Source organism: Halomonas sp. JS92-SW72 (assembly GCF_003547075.1).
In the GTDB taxonomy this organism is placed as follows: Bacteria; Pseudomonadota; Gammaproteobacteria; order Pseudomonadales; family Halomonadaceae; genus Halomonas; species Halomonas alkalicola.
In genome coordinates this window covers 1,979,759-1,998,833 of record NZ_CP032147.1, presented here as the reverse complement: position 1 = coordinate 1,998,833, position 19,075 = coordinate 1,979,759, and the positions used below count along the sequence as shown (strand labels likewise).

General features: G+C 69.5%; 18 protein-coding genes and 2 pseudogenes. 16 read left to right on the top strand and 4 right to left on the bottom strand.

The window, feature by feature from the left end:
- Positions 1-3: 3 nt before the first annotated feature.
- Together folK and folB are read right to left on the bottom strand one after the other, a co-directional pair.
- Positions 4-522 (bottom strand): 2-amino-4-hydroxy-6-hydroxymethyldihydropteridine diphosphokinase, encoded by a 519-nt coding sequence (folK, locus tag D1793_RS09305; protein ID WP_119021920.1) that lies wholly within the window; start codon positions 520-522, stop codon positions 4-6.
- Entirely contained in the window at positions 522-887 is a 366-nt protein-coding gene (gene folB, locus D1793_RS09300) for a dihydroneopterin aldolase (RefSeq protein ID WP_110068535.1), read from the bottom strand. The genes folK and folB overlap by 1 nt, the downstream gene beginning before the upstream one ends.
- Before the next feature lie 167 nt (positions 888-1,054).
- Here folB and plsY point away from each other — a divergent pair, with 167 nt between their 5' ends.
- Positions 1,055-1,663 carry a glycerol-3-phosphate 1-O-acyltransferase PlsY gene (gene plsY / locus D1793_RS09295; protein WP_240407806.1) on the top strand — a complete coding sequence of 203 codons (609 nt, stop codon included), beginning with the start codon at positions 1,055-1,057 and terminating at the stop codon, positions 1,661-1,663.
- Positions 1,664-2,011: 348 nt separating this feature from the next.
- Here the strand turns inward: plsY and tsaD are convergent, their stop codons facing one another.
- Entirely contained in the window at positions 2,012-3,049 is a 1,038-nt protein-coding gene (gene tsaD / locus D1793_RS09290; protein ID WP_119021919.1) for a tRNA (adenosine(37)-N6)-threonylcarbamoyltransferase complex transferase subunit TsaD, read from the bottom strand.
- A gap of 260 nt (positions 3,050-3,309) precedes the next feature.
- Here tsaD and rpsU point away from each other — a divergent pair, with 260 nt between their 5' ends.
- The 3 genes from rpsU to rpoD all read left to right on the top strand — a co-directional run bounded on the left by rpsU (position 3,310) and on the right by rpoD (position 7,625).
- On the top strand, positions 3,310-3,525 hold the full coding sequence (gene rpsU / locus D1793_RS09285; RefSeq protein ID WP_110068537.1) for a 30S ribosomal protein S21: 216 nt from the start codon (positions 3,310-3,312) through the stop codon (positions 3,523-3,525).
- Positions 3,526-3,685: 160 nt separating this feature from the next.
- Complete coding sequence (gene dnaG, locus D1793_RS09280) at positions 3,686-5,536, top strand: DNA primase (RefSeq protein ID WP_119021918.1); 1,851 nt, start codon at positions 3,686-3,688, stop codon at positions 5,534-5,536.
- Positions 5,537-5,774: 238 nt separating this feature from the next.
- Positions 5,775-7,625: an RNA polymerase sigma factor RpoD gene (rpoD, locus tag D1793_RS09275; RefSeq protein ID WP_119021917.1), complete on the top strand. Its 1,851-nt coding sequence runs from the start codon at positions 5,775-5,777 to the stop codon at positions 7,623-7,625.
- Positions 7,626-7,719: 94 nt separating this feature from the next.
- Here rpoD and D1793_RS09270 read toward each other — a convergent pair whose 3' ends face one another.
- Positions 7,720-8,376 (bottom strand): hypothetical protein, encoded by a 657-nt coding sequence (locus D1793_RS09270; protein WP_119021916.1) that lies wholly within the window; start codon positions 8,374-8,376, stop codon positions 7,720-7,722.
- Between the two features lie 443 nt (positions 8,377-8,819).
- On the opposite strand from D1793_RS09270, the gene D1793_RS09265 reads away from it, so the two are divergent.
- The 12 genes and pseudogenes from D1793_RS09265 (at position 8,820) to D1793_RS09210 (ending at position 19,052) form a co-directional block, all read left to right on the top strand.
- Complete coding sequence (locus D1793_RS09265) at positions 8,820-9,593, top strand: ABC transporter ATP-binding protein (RefSeq protein WP_205527652.1); 774 nt, start codon at positions 8,820-8,822, stop codon at positions 9,591-9,593.
- Between the two features lie 17 nt (positions 9,594-9,610).
- Complete coding sequence (locus D1793_RS09260) at positions 9,611-10,348, top strand: ABC transporter ATP-binding protein (protein ID WP_119023639.1); 738 nt, start codon at positions 9,611-9,613, stop codon at positions 10,346-10,348.
- Between the two features lie 155 nt (positions 10,349-10,503).
- On the top strand, positions 10,504-11,724 hold the full coding sequence (locus D1793_RS09255; RefSeq protein WP_119021914.1) for an ABC transporter substrate-binding protein: 1,221 nt from the start codon (positions 10,504-10,506) through the stop codon (positions 11,722-11,724).
- 58 nt (positions 11,725-11,782) lie between these two features.
- A pseudogene (locus tag D1793_RS19845) lies at positions 11,783-11,929 on the top strand (branched-chain amino acid ABC transporter permease); the annotation flags it as partial.
- A gap of 19 nt (positions 11,930-11,948) precedes the next feature.
- Positions 11,949-12,581: pseudogene (locus D1793_RS09245) on the top strand (pyruvate kinase); the annotation flags it as partial.
- Positions 12,571-13,812, top strand: a complete 1,242-nt coding sequence (locus D1793_RS09240; protein WP_119021913.1) for an amino acid deaminase — start codon at positions 12,571-12,573, stop codon at positions 13,810-13,812. The pseudogene D1793_RS09245 and the gene D1793_RS09240, both read left to right, overlap by 11 nt.
- Positions 13,813-13,899: 87 nt before the next feature.
- On the top strand, positions 13,900-14,631 hold the full coding sequence (locus D1793_RS09235; protein ID WP_119021912.1) for a GntR family transcriptional regulator: 732 nt from the start codon (positions 13,900-13,902) through the stop codon (positions 14,629-14,631).
- Between the two features lie 108 nt (positions 14,632-14,739).
- Positions 14,740-15,564 carry a molybdate ABC transporter substrate-binding protein gene (gene modA / locus D1793_RS09230; protein ID WP_119021911.1) on the top strand — a complete coding sequence of 275 codons (825 nt, stop codon included), beginning with the start codon at positions 14,740-14,742 and terminating at the stop codon, positions 15,562-15,564.
- Entirely contained in the window at positions 15,564-16,232 is a 669-nt protein-coding gene (modB, locus tag D1793_RS09225) for a molybdate ABC transporter permease subunit (RefSeq protein WP_119021910.1), read from the top strand. The genes modA and modB overlap by 1 nt, the downstream gene beginning before the upstream one ends.
- Positions 16,225-17,367, top strand: coding sequence for an ABC transporter ATP-binding protein (locus D1793_RS09220; RefSeq protein ID WP_119021909.1), 1,143 nt, complete (start codon positions 16,225-16,227; stop codon positions 17,365-17,367). The genes modB and D1793_RS09220 overlap by 8 nt, the downstream gene beginning before the upstream one ends.
- Positions 17,364-17,933, top strand: a complete 570-nt coding sequence (locus D1793_RS09215; protein ID WP_119021908.1) for a DUF192 domain-containing protein — start codon at positions 17,364-17,366, stop codon at positions 17,931-17,933. The genes D1793_RS09220 and D1793_RS09215 overlap by 4 nt, the downstream gene beginning before the upstream one ends.
- 108 nt (positions 17,934-18,041) lie before the next feature.
- Positions 18,042-19,052, top strand: coding sequence for a DctP family TRAP transporter solute-binding subunit (locus D1793_RS09210; RefSeq protein WP_119021907.1), 1,011 nt, complete (start codon positions 18,042-18,044; stop codon positions 19,050-19,052).
- Positions 19,053-19,075: the final 23 nt, after the last annotated feature.

Sequence of the window (19,075 nt, the reverse complement as noted above, 5' to 3'; positions counted from 1 at the left end):
GGGTCAGTCGGCCCGGGAGATCATCCGCCCGGCCCAGCGGAACTCGACCGCCCACAGGCGCTGGCTGCCGGCTTCGAAGTCGGCCCACATCGCTGCATAGGTCTCGCCGCTCTCGGGGTGGCGGGCCTCGGGCAGCAGCTCGGCCAGGGGCTGCAGCACGAAGGCGTGATGCCTGATCTCGTCGCGGGGAAGCAAGACGCCGTCATGCTCGCCGGTCAGCCCCCCTACGGTGAGCAGGTCGATGTCCAGGGTGCGCGGGCTGAACTTGGGGCTCTCCTTGCGCCGGCCGTTGGCGAACTCCAGGCGCTTGCACCAGGCCTGCAGCTCCCCCACCGACCAGTCGCTCTCGAAGGCCGCCACCAGGTTGTAGAAGTTGCGCCCATCCTCGAAGCCCACCGGCTCGCTCTCGAACACCCGCGAGATCCGGAGTTCTCCGAAGCTCTCCGCCAGGGCATCCAGGCAGGCGCGCACGTGGCGGTCGCGCTCGATGTTGCTGCCGATGCTCACCGTGACCAGGGCCATCAGCTCGCCTCCGGGCGGGTGCCGCGTTCGATCTGTACGCCGACGGCCGCGGCGGCGGGCACCGCTCCCGGCTTGCGCACGGTCAGCCGCAGCCAGGGAATGGCGAACTCCTCGCGCAGGGTGGCGGCCAGCCGCTCGGCGAAGGTCTCCACCAGGGCGAAGTCGTGCGCGGCGGCGAAGGCCTGGATGCGCTCGCTGATGGCGGCATAGTCCAGCGTCAGGGTGATGTCGTCCGCGGTCGCGGACGGGCGGATATCCGTGGCCAGCGCCAGGTCGAGCACCAGGCGCTGGGTGATGGTGCGCTCCCAGTCGTAGACTCCGATGACGGTGTCGACGCCGAGGGACTCGATCAGCACGAGATCCATGGTGGGGGTACTTCCGCAGTCAGAGGATGGGCGCCGCAGTCGTCGAATCGCCTGCGGCAGGCGTGGCGGGATTGTACGCGAGCCGCCCGCCGGCGAACACCGCAGGCGCTGGGCGCGCCTCGCTGTGCCTGGCAGAATGGGGCCTGTTCCTTCTCGGGAGGCCGGCCATGGAAGCGCCGCTCATCTTGTCGCTGCCGCTCTGGGCCCCGATGCTGCCGCTGGTGGCGCTGGGCTATCTCAGCGGGAGCTGGCTGGGGGCCCTGACCGTCTGCCGGCTGGCCGGCGTCGGCGACCCCCGCCTGGACGGCTCCTTCAACCCGGGGTTCTCCAACGTGCTGCGCCTCCACGGCCGCCGCCTGGCGCTGGCCACCCTGCTGGTGGATGCCGCCAAGGGCATGCCGGTGCTGCTGCTGGCGATCCTGCTGGGAATGCCGCCCTGGGCCCAGGGCCTGGTGGGGCTGGCGGTCCTGCTGGGCCACAGCTATCCGCTCTGGCACCGCTTCCGGGGCGGCAAGGCGGTGGCCAGCGCCTTCGGGGTGATGCTGGTGCTGGCGCCGGGGGTGGCGCTGGTATGCGCGCTGCTCTGGGCGCTGCTCGCCTGGCGCGTGCGCACCGCCGCGGTGGCGTCGCTGGCCAGCGCCGCCGCCGCTCCCCTCGCCAGCCTGTGGCTGGCGCCAGACTATGTGGTCGTGGTGATCGCCTTCACGCTGCTGGTGCTGGTGCGCCACGTGCTCAATATCCAGCGCCTGGGCCGCGGCGACGAACCGGGGCTTTAGCCTTGTCTGGTGTGTGCCGAGGACGGCCGGGTAACGAAGCGAAGCGATATCTAGCCGGGGGCGCTGGCAACGAGCGCCGCCGCTCACGTCAATCGACAGGGATGTCGATTGAGGGGCGCCCGTGAGGGATTATGTTGTGCCCCGACGTGCAAGCGGCAAGCGAAGTGGCAGGGTTTCGCCCCCGGGAGCGTGAGTCTCGTTACCCGGCCTTCAGGCAGGGGCGGAGGAGGGAGCTTCCAGGGTATCCATCGGCCAGCGCGGCACCGCCTTCATCACTCCGGGCGCGTCGCGCTCGCCGGCCAACAGCCGCTGCGCGCTGCCACACAAGGAGCGCGATCATGGTGCCGTTCAGCCGTTGACGGGTACCTCGAGCCTATCCATCGGCCAGCGCGGCACCGCCTTCATCACTCCGGGCGCGTCGCGCTCGCCGGCCAACAGCCGCTGAGCCCCCACATAGGCGATCATCGCTCCGTTATCGGTGCAGAAGCGCCCGCGGGGGTAGTAGGCCCGGGCGCTGCGCTTGGCGCACTCGTGCTCCAGCCGCTCGCGCAGTCGCGCATTGGCGCTGACCCCGCCGGCCATCACCAGGCGCTTGAGGCCGGTCTGGTCCAGGGCGCGGCGGCACTTGATCACCAGGGTGTCCACCACCGCCTCCTCGAAGGCGCGGGCCACGTCGGCGCGGGCCTGATCGTCCAGTTCGCCCGCCTCCTCCAGCTGGCGGATGGCGGTCAGGGTGTGGGTCTTGAGGCCCGAGAAGCTGAAGTCGAGCCCCGGGCGGTCGGTCATCGGCCGCGGGAAGCGGAAGCGCTTGGGGTCGCCGGACTCGGCCAGTCGCGCCACCTGGGGGCCGCCGGGGTAGTCCAGGCCGAGCATCTTGGCCGCCTTGTCGAAGGCCTCGCCGGCGGCGTCATCCACGGATTCGCCCAGCAGGGTGTAGTCGCCAAGGCCCCTCACCTCAACCAGCTGGGTGTGGCCGCCGGAGACCAGCAGCGCCACGAAGGGGAACTCGGGGCGCTCTTCCTCCAGCATGGGCGCCAGCAGGTGGCCCTCCATGTGATGAACGCCGAGCACCGGGATGCCCAGCGCGCGGGCCATGCCATGGGCGGTGGCGGCGCCCACCATCAGGGCGCCCACCAGGCCAGGGCCCGCGGTGTAGGCGATGGCGTCCAGCTCGCCGCGGGAGAGCCCCGCCTCGTCGAGCACCTGCTGGATCAGCGGTAGCAGGCGCCGGGTGTGGTCGCGGGAGGCCAGCTCCGGCACCACGCCGCCGTATTCGGCGTGCATGGCCACCTGGCTGTAGAGCGCATCGGCCACCAGGCCGTGCTCGGTGTCGAAGAGGGCGACGCCGGTCTCGTCGCAGGAGGTCTCGATGCCCAGTACGCGCATGGTGTCGGCTCGGTTGTGCGGAACAGCCCGGTATTCTACGCGGTTTGGGGGTGGAAAGCATTTGCAAAGGGTGGGGGGCACGACTAGACTACTGTGCGCTGCAAGACTGGGTCGTGCACCCAGGTGGCGATTTCCCGCGACCGTTTTCGCCCTCCGGCTCGCCTACTGGCGTTCCGGGTGCTTTCTCGTCGCGAAAGCTGCCACCCGCAGGGGTGTGCGTACTAACCGAACTCTAGTTACCTAAGGTAGGTGAGTGCTTAATGCCTTCTGTCAAAGTACGTGATAACGAGCCGTTTGACGTCGCACTGCGTCGCTTCAAGCGTTCCTGCGAAAAAGCCGGTGTTCTCTCCGAGGTACGTCGTCGCGAGTCCTACGAGAAGCCCACCGCAGAGCGCAAGCGCAAGGCGGCAGCTGCCGTCAAGCGTCACGCCAAGAAGGTCCAGCGTGAGCGCAAGCGTTTCGAACGGCTCTATTGATCCGTGCTGGAGATAGTCGGGGCTCCGGACCCGGCCGTCTCAGGAGGACGCCAAGCGGCCGCCATCCGGTGGCCGCTTGTTTTTTCCTGGGTGGCGGTACCCCGCGGGTGCCGACGCCCTGAAGCGATCGCATCGCGGCTCGTCGAGGTGATCCGATTTCATGGCAGGACAGATTCCCCAGCGCTTCCTCGATGACCTGCTGGCCCGCGTCGACGTGGTCGAGGTGGTGGGCGAGCGGGTCAAGCTGAAGAAGGCCGGCCGCAACTACTCCGGGCTCTGCCCCTTCCATCAGGAGAAGACGCCGTCGTTCACCGTCAGCGCCGACAAGCAGTTCTATCACTGCTTCGGCTGTGGCGCCCACGGCAACGCCCTGCGCTTCCTGATGGAGTACGACAAGCTGCGCTTCCCGGAGGCGGTGGAGCAGCTCGCCGGCCGGCTGGGGCTGGAGGTGCCTCGCGAGGGCGCCGATGACCCGCGGGCCCAGGCGCGGGAACGCAAGCGCAAGGAGGGGGTCAACCTGCTCGAGCTGGCCGCCAGCTTCTTCCGCGAGCGGCTGAAGATGCCCGAGGGCCAGGGCGCCCGGGGCTATCTGGAGCGGCGCGGCCTCTCGCCGGAGGTGCAGCAGACCTTCGGCATTGGCTATGCCCCGGACGACTGGGAGGCGCTCAAGCGCCACCTGACCGAGCGGGGCATCGGCGAGGCGGTGCAGGTGGAGTATGGCCTGCTGGTGCATCGCGAGGAGAGCGGGCGCACCTACGACCGCTTCCGCGACCGGGTGATGTTTCCGATCCGCGACATCAAGGGCCGCACCATCGCCTTCGGCGGCCGGGTGCTGGGCGATGCCAAGCCCAAGTACCTCAACTCGCCCGAGACCCCGGTGTTCCACAAGGGGCGCGAGCTCTACGGCCTCTTTGAAGCCCGCCAGGCCGACCATCGCCTGGAGCGCCTGGTGATCGTGGAGGGCTACATGGACGTGGTGGCCCTGGCCCAGTTCGGCATCCGCAATGCGGTGGCTACCCTGGGCACCTCCACCAGCGAGGAGCACCTGACCCGGCTATTCCGCCTGGTCAGGGAGGTGGTGTTCTGCTTCGACGGCGACCGCGCCGGGCGGCAGGCCGCCGCAAGGGCGCTGGAGACGGTACTGCCGTTGATGATCGACGGGCGCCAGGCGCGCTTCCTGTTCCTGCCCGAGGGGGAGGATCCGGACACCCTGGTGCGTCGCGAGGGGGCCGAGGCCTTCCAGGACCGCATCACCTGCGCCAGTCCCCTGTCGGAGTTCCTCTTCGACCAGGCGGCGGCGGGGCGCGACCTGGCGAGGATCGAGGATCGCGAGCGCTATGCCAGCCAGGTGCTGGCGGCGCTGGCCCGCCTGCCGGAGGGGGTGCTGAAGTCGCTGATGCTCAGCGAGCTCTCGCGGCGTACCGGCGTCGAGGCGGCAGACTTCAGCGCCCTGCTGGCGCGCTCGGCCGCCGCCGAGCCGGCGCCGGGGCGTGAGGTGCCCGGTGCGGGAGCGCCCCTGGCCGAGCCCGCCGGCATGTCCGAAGCGCCGCCGCTGGGGGAGCGCGCGGCCCCGGTGGCGCCCTCCGGCGGGGCGCTGAGCCTGGTGGCCCGCGCCCTGCAGCTGCTGGTTCACGAGCCGGCGCTGGTGGCGCGGCTGCCGGAGGAGGACGACTGGTGCCCGGAGGAGGAGCCCGACGGCCGCCTGTGCCGCGAGGTGATTCGCCTGCTGCGGGCCGGCCGCTATCGCAGCGCCCAGGTGCTGCTGGCCCACTTCCATGGCAGCGCCGAGGGCGAGCGTCTCGCTGCCCTGGCACGCCGCGAGCTGCTGATCCCGAGGGAGGCGCGCGGCGCCGAGCTGGAAGGGCTGGTGGCTCACTTTCGCAGGACGCGGCAGCGGCGCTCTCCCCAGGAGGAGATCGACGCCCTGCTGGCCAGGGAGAGGCGCGGGGAGCGGCTTTCGCGGGAGGAGAAGCAGCGGCTGATGGTCCTGCTCACCGAACTGCATGGCTGACCGGAAGGTCAACCACCATTATTCAGGTTGGCGACGGGGTTGATTTTTCTCCTACCATCACCACATAGGAGATAGCGCCGCCCAAGGGGCAACCTGACAACCTAACACACCTGATTGACTGCGCAAATAGAGCGAACTGGCAGAAAGGGGCGTTACGGCGCTATACTGTTCGGCTTCACGAGTTTTCTCCACCGAGCGCTTCAGGTGCTTCATTCTTCTTCGTCGAGATAGGGTTTCTATGGCTGGAAATGCGCAGCAGCAGTCACGTCTGAAGGAGTTGATCGCGCGCGGCAAGGAACAGGGCTACCTGACCTATGCCGAGGTCAACGACCATCTACCCGAGGATATCGCCGACCCCGATCAGGTGGAAGACATCATCGGCATGATCAACGACATGGGTATCAGCGTCGTCGAGGAAGCCCCCGATGAAGATACCCTGATGATGTCGGATCACTCCACCGACGAGTCGGCCGCCGAGGAGGCCGTGGCGGCCCTGGCGGCGGTGGAGAGCGACGTGGGCCGTACCACCGACCCGGTGCGCATGTACATGCGCGAGATGGGGACCGTGGAGCTGCTGACCCGCGAGGGCGAGATCGAGATCGCCAAGCGCATCGAGGAGGGGACCCGCGAGGTGATGTCCGCGCTGGCCTACCTGCCCGGTGCCGTCGACTCCATCCTCGAGGCCTACGACGCCACTCAGGACGAGGAGGCGCCCGGTCGCCTGTCGGACCTCTTCTCCGGCTTCATCGATCCCGACGAGGGCATCCCCGGGGTGGCCGAAGCCGAGGTGCCCGAGCCCGAGATCAGCGACGAGCTGGACGAGGATGGTGACGGCGCGGACGACGAGGACGAGGAGGACACCACCAGCAACGAGGGGGGGCCGGACCCGGAGGAGGCGCGCGCGCGTTTCGAGCAGATCCGCGAGCAGAGCGCCGCGGCTCAGGCCGCCATCGAGGCCCATGGCCGCGGCTCAAAGCAGGCCCAGGAAGAGCTGGCTCGCCTGGCCGAGCTGTTCTCGCCGATCAAGCTGGTGCCCAAGCACTTCGAGCGCCTGGTCAACCAGGTGCGTATCAGCGTCGAGCAGGTGCGTGCCCAGGAGAAGGCGGTGATGCAGCTGTGCGTCAAGAAGGCGCGCATCCCCCGCAAGACCTTCATCAAGGCCTTTCCGGGTAGCGAGTCGGACCCCGAGTGGCTCGACGCTTTCGGCAAGGAGTTCCCCAAGTACGCCGACCGCCTCGAGCCGCTGCGCACCGACATCCTGCGTGCCCAGCGCAAGATCGCCTTCGAGGAGGAGATGGTTCGCCTGCCGGTGCAGGAGATCAAGGAGGTCAACCGTCGCCTCTCCATCGGTGAGGCCAAGGCGCGCCGCGCCAAGAAGGAGATGGTCGAGGCCAACCTGCGTCTGGTGATCTCCATCGCCAAGAAGTACACCAACCGTGGCCTGCAGTTCCTGGACCTGATCCAGGAGGGCAACATCGGCCTGATGAAGGCGGTGGACAAGTTCGAGTATCGCCGCGGCTACAAGTTCTCCACCTACGCCACCTGGTGGATTCGTCAGGCGATCACCCGCTCCATCGCCGACCAGGCGCGCACCATCCGTATTCCGGTGCACATGATCGAGACGATCAACAAGCTCAACCGGGTCTCCCGGCAGATGCTCCAGGAGATGGGCCGCGAGCCCACCCCCGAGGAGCTGGGCGAGCGTCTCGAGATGCCGGAAGACAAGGTGCGCAAGGTGCTCAAGATCGCCAAGGAGCCGATCTCCATGGAGACCCCCATCGGTGACGACGACGACTCGCACCTGGGCGACTTCATCGAGGACAGCACCATGATCCTGCCCATCGACTCTGCCACCGGCGAGGGGCTGATCGAGGCGACCAGGAACGTGCTCGGTGGTCTCACCGCGCGCGAGGCCAAGGTGCTGCGCATGCGCTTCGGCATCGACATGAACACCGATCATACTCTCGAGGAGGTCGGCAAGCAGTTCGACGTCACCCGCGAGCGAATCCGCCAGATCGAGGCCAAGGCGCTGCGCAAGCTGCGCCACCCGTCGCGCTCGGAGCCGCTGCGCTCCTTCCTCGACGAGTAGGGTCAGGAAGCAGGCTCGGGGCGAAGGCCCCGCCGCAACGAAGAAGCCCCGCAGGCATTGCCTGCGGGGCTTCTTGCTTTACGGGACGTCCGGCTCAGCCGTTACGGCGGGCCAGGGCCCAGCGCCGGGCGAGCAGGGTCAGCTCGATCACCGCAATCAGGATCAGCGCATAGCCGAGCAGTTCCACCACCTCCTCGGCGGCATCCTTGAAGGTGCGCACATAGTGCTCCTGAAGGATGGCCTCCCAGAAGGCGCCGCGGCCGTAGAGGCGCGAGAAGACATAGGTCACCAGCACCCCGGCGGCGAAGAAGCCAAAGGAGAAGCTGTTGGCGTAGCCGGCGAACTCCTCGACGAAGCGCTTGCGCTCGCGGATCACCCAGAAGAGTATCGGCAGGATCACCAGGGCGACCAGCACCTTCCAGGTGTGATACGCCACCCGGGTGTCCAGGAAGTAGTCCTGCTCGCGGATGAAGGAGCTGAAGGTGAAGGCGAACATCAGCAGGGTCACCGTGGGCAACACCCTGAGCACCTGGCGGGTATAGAGCAGCAGCAGCGAGGCCGTGAGCAGTACCGCGCTCTGGGCGAGCTCGGTGAAGCCGTACTCCGAGAAGCGTACCTCGGGATAGTGCAGCGCCTCGATGTAGGCGCCCTGGGCAAGCCCCGCGATCAGCAGGATATAGAGGGTGGCGCGCAGGCAGGCGGCAGTGAAGCCGATGGGCCAGGGCTGGCCGGGAGGGGTAACGGGGGTCATGGATGGCTCGGTTTCAGTATGAACATGCAACGACGCATGTCATTCTACCGGTTTGGCCTCTCACTGCCCATGCCTGCCGACTCGAGGCTGCCGCCCTGCTGGTCCGGCCCGGGGCTTCCTCGCCCGTTCCCGGGTCTGTCGGGAGCGTCATGGCGGTTTATCCGGAAAATATCATGCGCATCAAGGCGCTATCGCCCCTGCAGTATTTGTTTGCAAACTACTGAAAAGCCAGGCTCTACGCCATTGGTCGAGTCATGCCCATCGGGCTATTGCCGAGTCGCCTCGACTCCTCTAGCTTACGTTAACGTAAAGTGCCGGAGCGCCCCTGATCCACAAGCGCCCGGCCAGTCCGATGCCGAGATGGCCAGAACAACGACAACGGCACACAACAACGACAACAGCACCAACGGCGGATCGTTCGCGCGATCCTGAGAGGACGTCACATGACCCAGGACTTCATTCTGGAGACTCGGGGGTTGACCAAGGAATTCCGCGGCTTCACCGCCGTGGACGATGTCAACCTGCAGGTCCAGGAGGGGCATATCCATGCCCTGATCGGCCCCAACGGGGCGGGCAAGACCACGGTCTTCAACCTGCTCACCAAGTTCCTGCCGCCCACCCGCGGCGAGATCCTCTACCGCGGCAAGCCGATCACCGGCATGAAGGCCAACGAGATCGCCCGCCTGGGCCTCGTGCGCTCCTTCCAGATCTCCGCGGTGTTCGGCCACATGACCGCCATGGAGAACGTGCGCGTGGCGCTGCAGCGTCCCATGGGCACCTCCTTCCACTTCTGGAAGTCCGAGCGCACCCTCGACCACCTCAACGACCGCGCCATCGAGCTGCTCGAGGAGGTGGGGCTGCGCGAGTACGCCGACGTGCTCACCGTGGAGATGCCCTACGGGCGCAAGCGGGCCCTGGAGGTCGCCACCACCCTGGCCATGGACCCCACCCTGATGCTGCTCGACGAGCCGACCCAGGGCATGGGCGCCGAGGACGTCGACCGCATCGTCGAGCTGATCCGCCGGGTCGCCCGCGGGCGCACCGTGCTGATGGTGGAGCACAACCTCAGCGTGGTGAGCCGGCTGTGCGATCGCATCACCGTGCTGGCCCGCGGCGCGGTGCTGGCCGAGGGCGACTACGCCACCGTCTCCGCCGACCCGCGGGTCAAGGAGGCCTACATGGGCAGCGAAGCGGCGGAAGAGGAGGCCACGGCATGAACCAGGCAGCCCAGGCGATGCAGGATCCGGCCCTGCAGTACCAGGACCGCGACGGCGCCGAGATGCTGCGGGTCAGCGACCTGCACGCCTTCTACGGCGAGTCGCATATCCTCCACGGCGTCGACTTCAACGTGAAGCGCGGCGAGCTCGTGACCCTGCTCGGGCGCAACGGCGCCGGGCGCAGCACCACCCTCAAGGCGATCATGAACATGGTCGGCCGGCGCACCGGCTCGATCATGATCAACGGCAACGAGACGCTGGGCATGGCGGCCCACCGCATCCCGCGGCTGGGGATCGGCTACTGCCCCGAGGAGCGCGGCATCTTCGCCAGCCTCGACGTCGAGGAGAACCTGCTGCTGCCGCCCACGGTGCGCTCCGGCGGGATGTCGATCGACGAGATCTACGCGATGTTCCCCAACCTCTACGAGCGTCGGCGCAGCCAGGGCACGCGGCTCTCCGGGGGCGAGCAGCAGATGCTGGCCATGGCGCGGATCCTGCGCACCGGGGCGCGGCTGCTGCTGCTCGACGAGATCACCGAGGGGCTGGCGCCGGTCATCGTCCAGAAGTTGGGCGAGGTGCTGGTCAAGCTCAAGGAGCGCGGCATGACCATCGTGCTGGTGGAGCAGAACTTCCGCTTTGCCGCCCCCTTGGCCGACCGCCACTTCGTGATGGACCACGGCCTGATCGTCGAGGAGATCTCGGCGGCCGAGCTGCCGAGCCGACGCGAGCATCTGCACACCCTGCTGGGGGTCTGAGCCGGTATCGCCACTGGCCGTCACTGCGGCAACCACGAATGCAACAAGCGTCGCAACGATGGCTGACACCCGAGTCGTCACAACCGCTGTAACAACCGTCGCAACAACTGTCGCAACAACAACAAGAGCCCCGCTTCGGGGCAGAGGAGATCCACATGACCTTCATCAAGAAGAGCCTCACCACTGCCGTTGCCCTGGCCGCCACCGCCGCCATGGCGACCACCGCCCAGGCCGAGATCAGCGACGGCGAGGTGCGCATCGGCTACCTGGCTGACATGTCCGGCACCTACCGCGACCTGGCCGGCCCCGGCGGCCTCGAGGCCCTGCGCATGGCCGTGGAGGACTTCGGTGGCAACGTCAACGGCGCGCCGATCCAGGTCTTCAGCGCCGACGACCGCAACAGCGCCGACGTGGGCGCCAATACCGTCCGCGAGTGGTTCGATACCCGCAACGTCGACCTGGTCTCCGGCATGGTGGCCTCCTCGGTGGTCATCGCCGCGACCCGGGTGATCGAGGAGAACAACGGCCTGGGCATCATCTCCGGCTCCGCGGCCTCGAGCATCACCAACGAGCACTGCACCCCGAACCATATCCACTGGGTCTACGACACCTACCCGCTGGCCAACGGTACCGCGCGCGCCATCGTCGAGCAGGGTGGTGACAGCTGGTTCATGCTCACCGCCGACTACGCCTTCGGTCACGCCCTGGAAGGCGACGTGACCCGGGTGGTCGAGGAGAGCGGCGGCGAGATCGTCGGCGGCGTGCGCCACCCGTTCCCCACCGATGACTTCTCCTCCTACATCCTTCAGGCCCAGGGTTCCGGCGCCAAGATCATCGGCCTGGCCAACGCCGGTGCCGACACCGTCAACGCCATCAATACCGCCAGCCAGTTCGGGGTGGTGGAAGCCGGCCAGCAGCTCGCCGGCCTGCTGGTGTTCCTCAACGACGTCTACGCCATGGGCCTCGAAACCACCCAGGGCCTGCTGCTGACCACCGGCTGGTACTGGAACATGGACGACGAGTCCCGCGAGTGGGCCGAGCGCTACTACGAGCGCGTGGGTCGCATGCCCACCATGGTCCAGGCCGGCATCTACTCCAGCACCATGCACTACCTGGAGACCGTGGCCGAGCTGGGGACCGATGACCCGGTCGCGGTGCGCGCGGCCCTGGGCGAGAAGCCGATCAACGACTTCTTCTCCCGTAACGGTCGCGTCCGCGAGGATGGCCGCATGGTCCACGACATGTTCCTGGCCCAGGTGAAGTCGCCGGAGGAGTCCGAGCACGAGTGGGACCTCTACGAGATCCTCGCCACCATCCCCGCCGAGGAGGCGTTCCGTCCGCTCTCCGAGAGCCAGTGCAAGCTGGTGCAGAACTGAAGCGAGCAAGACCGGCGGCGGCGCTAGCCGCCGCCCCCTCTGACGGGAGATTCCTGACATGACGATGATATTCGGGGTGCCGCTGGCGGTGTTCCTCGGCCAGCTGCTGCTGGGCCTGATCAACGGTGCCTTCTACGCCCTGCTCAGCCTGGGCCTGGCGGTGATCTTCGGCCTGCTGAAGATCGTCAACTTCGCCCACGGCGCCATGGCGCGCCCGTCAGCTCAATCGGGCGGTGATCACCGCCACCCAGATGATGGAGTCGATGATCGAGTCGCCGCTGCCCACCCGGGCCGAGGTGTTCGACGTGGCCAACGCCGTGCTCGACGGCACCGACGCGGTGATGCTCTCCGCCGAGACCGCCGCCGGGCGCTTCCCGGTGGAGACCATCGAGGCCATGGACCGGGTCTGCCTGGGCGCCGAGCGGGAGAAGGTCGCCCAGGCCTCCGGCCACCGCATCCACGAGGGCTTCTCGCGCATCGACGAGACCATCGCGCTGTCCGCCATGTACGCCGCCAACCACCTCTCGGGCGTTGCCGCCATCGCCTGCATGACCTCCACCGGCTACACGCCGCTGATCGCCTCGCGGATCCGCTCGGGGCTGCCCATCGTCGGCCTGGCCCACAGCCCGGTGGCGCAGCGGCGCATGGCGCTCTACCGCGGGGTGGTCTCGCTGCCCTTCGACACTCAGGACATGGCCCCCACCGAGCTCAACGACCGGGCGCTGGCGCTGCTGGTGGAGAAGGGCATCGCCGCCCCCGGCGACCACGTGATCCTGACCCGCGGCGATCACATGAACGCCCACGGCGGCACCAACACCCTGAAGATCCTCGACGTGAACGAGCGTCATGTCGGCTGAGCCCGGTGCCGAGGGGCTGACCGAGGTGACGGGCGAGAAGGGCTGCCCGGAGACCGGCCGCGGGCTGCTTGCCGGCGTCAGCCTGCCGGCCGCGGTGGTCCATGAGGCGCCCCTGGCCCACAACCTGGCCTGGATGCAGCGCTTCGCCGAGGCGCGCGGCGCGCACCTGGCGCCCCACGGCAAGACCACCATGGCCCCGGCGCTCTTCCGCCGTCAGCTCGAGGCCGGCGCCTGGGGAATGACCCTGGCCACCGCACCCCAGTGCCGGGCCGCCTTCGCCCACGGCGTCAGGCGCCTGCTGCTGGCCAACCAGCTGGTGGGCGAGGCCAACATGGCGATCGTCGCCGGGCTGATCGAGGCCGGCGCCGAGCTCTTCGTGGTGGTGGATGGCGAGGCGAACGTGGCGGCGCTGGACCGCTACTTCTCGGCCCGCGGCCTGCGCCTCCCGGTGCTGATCGAGCTCGGCATCCCGGGCGGGCGCTGCGGCTGTCGCAGCGCCGAGGCGGTGCTGGCCCTGGCCCGGCGGGTCAACCAGGCGCCGGCGCTGCTGCTGGCGGGCCTCGAGGGCTACGAGGGCGTGGTGGCGGGCGACGACCCGGAAGGGGCGGTGCGCGCCTACGCCCGTGAGCTGGTCACGGCGGCCCACACCCTGGCCGGGAAGGGCCTGTTCGAGCGCGATGTGCCGCTGGTGACCGCCGCCGGTTCGGCCTGGTACGACCTGATCGCCGAGGCCTTCCGCACCCTGGCGCCATCCCAGGCCTTTGCGCCGGTGCTGCGCCCGGGCTGCTATGTGGTGCACGACCATGGCCTCTACGCCGAGGCCCAGCGCCACCTGCTGGCCCGCGAGGGTGAGGAGGAGGGGCTGCGGCCGGCGCTGGAGCTCTTCGCCCAGGTGCAGTCGCTGCCGGAGCCGGGCCTGGCCATCGTCGCCATGGGGCGGCGCGACGTGGGCGGCGACCGCATGCCGCTGGCGCTGCGCCGCTACCGCGAGGGGGGCGACCCGGCGGCGGTGCTCCCGGTGGCGGGCTGGGAGGTGGTCAGGCTGATGGACCAGCACGCCTTCGTGCGCCTGCCCGAGTCGGCCGGCGACATGGGCGTGGGCGACGTTCGCGTGGGCGATATCGTCGCCTTCGGGGTCTCCCACCCTTGCCTCACCTTCGACAAGTGGCGGGCCGTGCTGCGGGTCGATGAGCGGCTCGAGGTACAGGAGGTGATGGCCACCTGCTTCTGATCCTGTATACACGGGCGTGGCAAAGTGTGGCCAGTCGGCGCAAAAAGTGCGAAGGTGCCATCAGGATCATCATCGTCGAGACACGCCATGAGCCACTCCTGGAGGGAAGACGTCGAGGCCGCCGTGAAGGCGGGCGAGCGGATCAGCGACCGACATATCGTCGACCAGGTGCGTCAGGCGGTGCTGACCCAGCGGCTGCCCCCCGGCACGCGCCTGCCCGAGGTGGCGCTGGGCGAGATCTTCGGGGTCAGTCGTTCCGTGGTGCGTCGCGCCCTGACCCGGCTGGCCGCCGACCACGTGGTCGACCAGCGCCCCAACCAGGTTTCCCGGGTGCGCGCTCCCAGCGTCGAGGAGACCCGCGAGACCTTCCACGCCCGCCGCCTGGTGGAGGGGGAGGTCGCCGCCCTGCTGGCCGGGCGCCTCAAGGCCGATGCCCTCGACGCGCTCGCGGCCGAGGCCGAGGCGGAGGCCGCGGCCCATGCGCGGGGCGATGAGCCGGCGCGCATCGGCCACTCCCTGGCGATCCATCACCGCCTCGCCGAGCTCTCTCCCAACCGGGTGCTGGGCGCCATGCTCACCGACCTGGTGCTGCGCACCTCCATCGTCATTGCCCTCTACAAGCGTGGCTCGCTGGCCTCCTGCTACCTGGCCGGGGATCACCCGCGCCTGCTCGATGCGCTGCGCGGCGGCGACGCCGAGGGCGCCCGCCAGGCGGTGGTCCAGCACCTGGAGAGCCTCGAGAGGCTGCTCGACCTCGGGCCCCGCGACGGCGGCACCGATCTCAAGGCGATCTTTGGCGCCGCCACGGCGGAGGCCTGACCACGCCCTTGCCCGGCCGGTCCCCCTGCACCAGCGTTGGCGTAACGCCTTGTCGTGCCTCGGCCCCTGGCCGACAATGCGCGCATCGCGATTCCTCCGGAGACACCCATGCGCTCACGATGCGCGGCCTGGCTGCTAGGCCTGGCGCTGCTCTTCCCGGCAACGCTGCTCAAGGCCGACGTGCCGACCGTGGCGGCGGCCTCGGACCTTCAGTTCGCCCTCACCGAGGCGGCCGAGCGCTTCCGCGCCGAGAGCGGCCGGGACCTGCGGCTGAATTTCGGCTCCTCCGGCAACTTCCGTCGCCAGATCCGCCAGGGGGCTCCCTTCGAGCTCTACCTCTCCGCCGACGAGGCCTATGTGCTCGCCCTCCACGAGGAGGGGCGCACCGAGGATGAGGGGGTGGTCTACGCCATCGGCCGGCTGGCCTGGCTGCAGCGCCCCGGCCGCGACGATCTGCCGAAGGAGGACGACCCCCTGGCCGGGGTGCGCGAGGCGATCAGCGCCCAGGGCGCCGGGCAGGGCAGGCCGCGCCTGGCGCTGGCCAACCCCGAGCACGCTCCCTACGGGGTGGCGGCCAGGCAGGTGCTGGAACATGCCGGGCTCTGGGAGGCGACGGCGCCGCTGCGGGTCCTCGGTGAGAACGTCTCCCAGGCGGCCCAGTTCGCGCTGACCAGCGACGCCCGGGGCGGCCTGGTGGCCTGGTCTCTGGCGCTGGCCCCGGCGATGGCCGAGCGCAGCGACCATGTGCTGATCCCCGAGGCCTGGCATGCCCCCCTGGTGCAGCGCATGGCGCTGGTCAAGGGGGCCGGCGAGACCGCGCGGGCCTTCTACGCCTGGCTGCAGGAGGAGGAGGGCCGGGCGATCCTGGCCGACTACGGCTTCCGCCTGCCCGATGAATCCGGCGGGCCCGACCACCCAGACGCGAGCCGCTGATGGACTGGACGGCCCTCACGGTCTCGCTGCGTCTGGCCGCCTTCACCTGCCTGCTGCTGCTGCCGGTGGGGCTGTGGCTGGGGCGCACCCTGGCCACCACCCGCTTTCGCGCCAAGCCGCTGTGCGAGGCGCTCGTCGCCCTGCCGCTGGTGATGCCGCCCACGGTGCTGGGCTTCTACCTGATGCAGGCCTTCGGCGTCGAGGCGCCCTTCGGCGGGCTCTGGGCCCGGCTGTTCGGCTCGGGGCTCAACTTCACCTTCACCGGCATCCTGATCGCCTCCCTGGTGGCCAACCTGCCCTTCGCGGTGCAGCCGATCCAGCGCGCCTTCGAGACGGTGCCGCCCAACCTGCGCGAGGCGGCCTGGTGCAGCGGGCTCTCGCCCTGGCAGACCCTGTGGCGCATCGAGCTGCCGCTGGTATGGCCGGGCATCGTCTCGGCCCTGGCGCTCACCTTCGCCCACACCCTCGGCGAGTTCGGGGTGATCCTGATGGTGGGCGGCGCCATCGACGGCGAGACCCGCACCCTGGCGATTGCCATCTACGACCGGGTGCAGGCCTTCGACGAGGCCGGGGCGGGCATCATGTCGGCGATGCTGCTGCTGGTCTCCTTCCTGACCATCGGCGTGGTCTACGGCCTGGCGGGCCGGCGGAGGTGGCAACGTGCCTGAGCGCTCTGGCCCCCCGGCCTCGCTCTCGGTGAGCCTGCACCAGCCCGGCCCCATTCCCCTGGCGGCGGACTTCCACTGCGACGCCGGCGAGCTGCTCGCCCTGGTGGGGCCGTCGGGCAGTGGCAAGACCACTCTGCTGCGTGCCATCGCCGGGCTCTACCGTCCCTCGGCCGGGCATATCGCCTGCGGCGGCGAGGCCTGGTTCGACGCCGAGCGCCGCCTCTCCCTGCCGCCCCAGCGGCGCCGGGTGGGGCTGGTCTTCCAGGACTATGCGCTCTTCCCCCATCTGACCGCCCTGGGCAACGTCATGGTGGCGCTCGATCATCTGCCGCTCGGTGAGCGTCGCGAGCAGGCCATGGCCTGGCTCGCCCGGGTGCGCCTCGAGGGGCTGGCCAGCCGGCACCCGGCCGAGCTCTCCGGCGGCCAGCGCCAGCGGGTGGCGCTGGCCCGGGCCCTGGCGCGAAGCCCCCGGGTGCTGCTGCTCGACGAGCCCTTCTCGGCGGTGGATCAGGTCACCCGCCGCCGCCTGCAGCGCGAGCTGGCCATGCTGCGTGAGCAGATCCGCATCCCCATCGTGCTGGTGACCCACGACCTGGACGAGGCGGCGGCCCTGGCCGACAGGCTCTGCGTGCTGCACGGCGGCCGCAGCCTGCAGGCAGGACCGCCGGAGGCGCTGTTTCGCCGGCCGTCCTCGGCGGAGGTGGCCCGGGTGCTGGACCGCCACAACCTCTTCGAAGGGGAGGTGGTGGAGGAGGGCGGCGAGCGACGCCTCGCCTGGGGCCCCTGGCGGCTGGAAGTGGCAGAACGGCTAGCGGGACTGCCCCTCGGCGCCCGGGTGAGCTGGTACCTGCCGCCCTCCGACGTGGTGCTGCACCGCCGCGATCGACCCTCCCAGGGGGAGCGCGAGAACCCGGTGGCGGCGCGGGTTGAATCGCTGGTGGTGCTGGGAGGGATCACCGAGGTGTCGCTGGCCTTCGACCATACTGAACGCACCCTGGGCTTCGAGATCGCCACCCATGCGGCGCGGCGCAACGGCCTGGCCAGGGGCGAGGCCGTCCAGGTCTCGCTGCTGGCGGCGGGAATCCACCTGATGCCGGGGCAGGACGTGCCGGACGAGACGAGGACGACGAGATGAGGCGAGCGTGGCAGTGGATTGGCGCCCTGGCGCTGTTGTCGAGCGTGCCCGTGGCAGGGGCGGGCGAGGAGCTCGAGTCCGAGCGGCCGCGTACGCTGCCGCTGGTGGTGCATGCCGCCGAGGGGCCGCAGCGCTTCGCGGTGGAGGTGGCGCGCACCCTCCCCGAACGCAGCCGCGGCCTGATGGAGCGCGACCATCTCGACGAGGACGCCGGCATGCTGTTTCTCTACCGTGATCTCCAGTCGCCGCGCAACGGCTTCTGGATGTACCGCACCCGGATTCCGCTGGATATCGCCTTCATCGGCGAGGACCAGCGCATCGCCGCCGTGTTCACCATGTGGCCCTGCGGTTCGGCCAACCCCGCCGAGTGCCCGGTGACCTATCCCGGGGTGCCCTACCGCGCGGCGCTGGAGGTCAACGCCGGCCTGTTCGAGGCGCTGGGCATCGCCGAGGGCGACTGCGTCAGCTGGCCCGGCAGCGCCGGCTACTGCCTGCCCGAACCAGAGCCAGAACCAGAATCGCGCGCCGAGGATGCGCCTCTCGACGGCGCGGCCCTCGACGAATAGGGGAGAGCCGTCGGGCTATCATTCAACGCAGCGCCTCGTAGAATATTTCTTCCCCATAACAACCATGCCCTCCGGCCTTCCGCCGGCTGGCCACAGCAAGGACACGCCATGACCGCCACACGCTCCCTCACCAAGCTGGCCGCCGCCCTGGCCGGCGCCGCCGTGCTCTCCGCCTCGCTCTCCGCCCAGGCCCGCGAGCTCTCCGTCTCCACCGTGCTCTCCGACGCCTTCCCCTGGGGCCAGGCCGCCGAGAAGTGGGCCGAACTCGTCGAGGAGCGCACCGAAGGCCGCCTCACCCTGCGCGTCTACCCCAACTCCCAGCTGGTGGCCGGTGACCAGACCCGCGAGTTCTCCGCCATGCGCTCCGGGCTGATCGACGCCGCCGTGGGCTCCACCATCAACTGGTCGCCCCAGGTGCCGGAGCTGAACCTCTTCTCGCTGCCCTTCTTCCTGCCCGACGAGGCGGCGGTGGACGCGGTGACCGGCGGCGCCGCCGGTGAGATGGTCTTCGAGGCCATCGAGTCCCGCGACGTTATCCCGCTGGCCTGGGGCGAGAACGGCTTCCGCCAGCTCTCCAACTCCCGCGGCCCGATCAGCGAGCCCGGTGACCTCGATGGCCTCAAGATCCGCGTGGTGGGCTCGCCGCTCTTCCAGGACACCTTCAACGCCCTGGGCGCCGACCCCACCCAGATGAGCTGGACCGACGCCCAGCCGGCGCTGACCACCGGCGCGGTGGACGGCCAGGAGAACCCGCTCTCGGTGTTCGACGTGGCGCGCATCGACCAGGTGGGCCAGCAGCACCTGACCCTGTGGAACTACATGAATGACCCGCTGATCTTCGCCGTGAACCGCCAGGTGTGGGACTCCCTGGACGAGGGCGACCGCGAGATCCTGCGCGAGGCGGCCATCGAGGCCGGCCAGTGGGAGATCGCCATGACCCGTGAGGAGGAGAGCGAGCGCCTGGCCGCCATCCAGGAGCGCGGTGTCACCGTCACCGAGCTGACCGACGAGCAGTACCAGGCCTTCGTCGAGGCCACCGCCGAGGTTCACGACAAGTGGGTGCCGCGCATCGGCGAGGCCCTGGTGGAAGCGGCCCGCGAGGCCGTCGAGGCGCGCTGAGCCCTCGCCACACGCCATATTCG

Excerpts from the sequence above, each read along its gene's own strand:
- folK (WP_119021920.1), bottom strand. The coding sequence starts at position 522 with ATGGCCCTGGTCACGGTGAGCATCGGCAGCAACATCGAGCGCGACCGC.
- folB (WP_110068535.1), bottom strand. The coding sequence starts at position 887 with ATGGATCTCGTGCTGATCGAGTCCCTCGGCGTCGACACCGTCATCGGA.
- plsY (WP_240407806.1), top strand. The coding sequence starts at position 1,055 with ATGGAAGCGCCGCTCATCTTGTCGCTGCCGCTCTGGGCCCCGATGCTG.
- tsaD (WP_119021919.1), bottom strand. The coding sequence starts at position 3,049 with ATGCGCGTACTGGGCATCGAGACCTCCTGCGACGAGACCGGCGTCGCC.
- rpsU (WP_110068537.1), top strand. The coding sequence starts at position 3,310 with ATGCCTTCTGTCAAAGTACGTGATAACGAGCCGTTTGACGTCGCACTG.
- dnaG (WP_119021918.1), top strand. The coding sequence starts at position 3,686 with ATGGCAGGACAGATTCCCCAGCGCTTCCTCGATGACCTGCTGGCCCGC.
- rpoD (WP_119021917.1), top strand. The coding sequence starts at position 5,775 with ATGGCTGGAAATGCGCAGCAGCAGTCACGTCTGAAGGAGTTGATCGCG.
- D1793_RS09270 (WP_119021916.1), bottom strand. The coding sequence starts at position 8,376 with ATGACCCCCGTTACCCCTCCCGGCCAGCCCTGGCCCATCGGCTTCACT.
- D1793_RS09265 (WP_205527652.1), top strand. The coding sequence starts at position 8,820 with ATGACCCAGGACTTCATTCTGGAGACTCGGGGGTTGACCAAGGAATTC.
- D1793_RS09260 (WP_119023639.1), top strand. The coding sequence starts at position 9,611 with ATGCAGGATCCGGCCCTGCAGTACCAGGACCGCGACGGCGCCGAGATG.
- D1793_RS09255 (WP_119021914.1), top strand. The coding sequence starts at position 10,504 with ATGACCTTCATCAAGAAGAGCCTCACCACTGCCGTTGCCCTGGCCGCC.
- D1793_RS09240 (WP_119021913.1), top strand. The coding sequence starts at position 12,571 with ATGTCGGCTGAGCCCGGTGCCGAGGGGCTGACCGAGGTGACGGGCGAG.
- D1793_RS09235 (WP_119021912.1), top strand. The coding sequence starts at position 13,900 with ATGAGCCACTCCTGGAGGGAAGACGTCGAGGCCGCCGTGAAGGCGGGC.
- modA (WP_119021911.1), top strand. The coding sequence starts at position 14,740 with ATGCGCTCACGATGCGCGGCCTGGCTGCTAGGCCTGGCGCTGCTCTTC.
- modB (WP_119021910.1), top strand. The coding sequence starts at position 15,564 with ATGGACTGGACGGCCCTCACGGTCTCGCTGCGTCTGGCCGCCTTCACC.
- D1793_RS09215 (WP_119021908.1), top strand. The coding sequence starts at position 17,364 with ATGAGGCGAGCGTGGCAGTGGATTGGCGCCCTGGCGCTGTTGTCGAGC.
- D1793_RS09210 (WP_119021907.1), top strand. The coding sequence starts at position 18,042 with ATGACCGCCACACGCTCCCTCACCAAGCTGGCCGCCGCCCTGGCCGGC.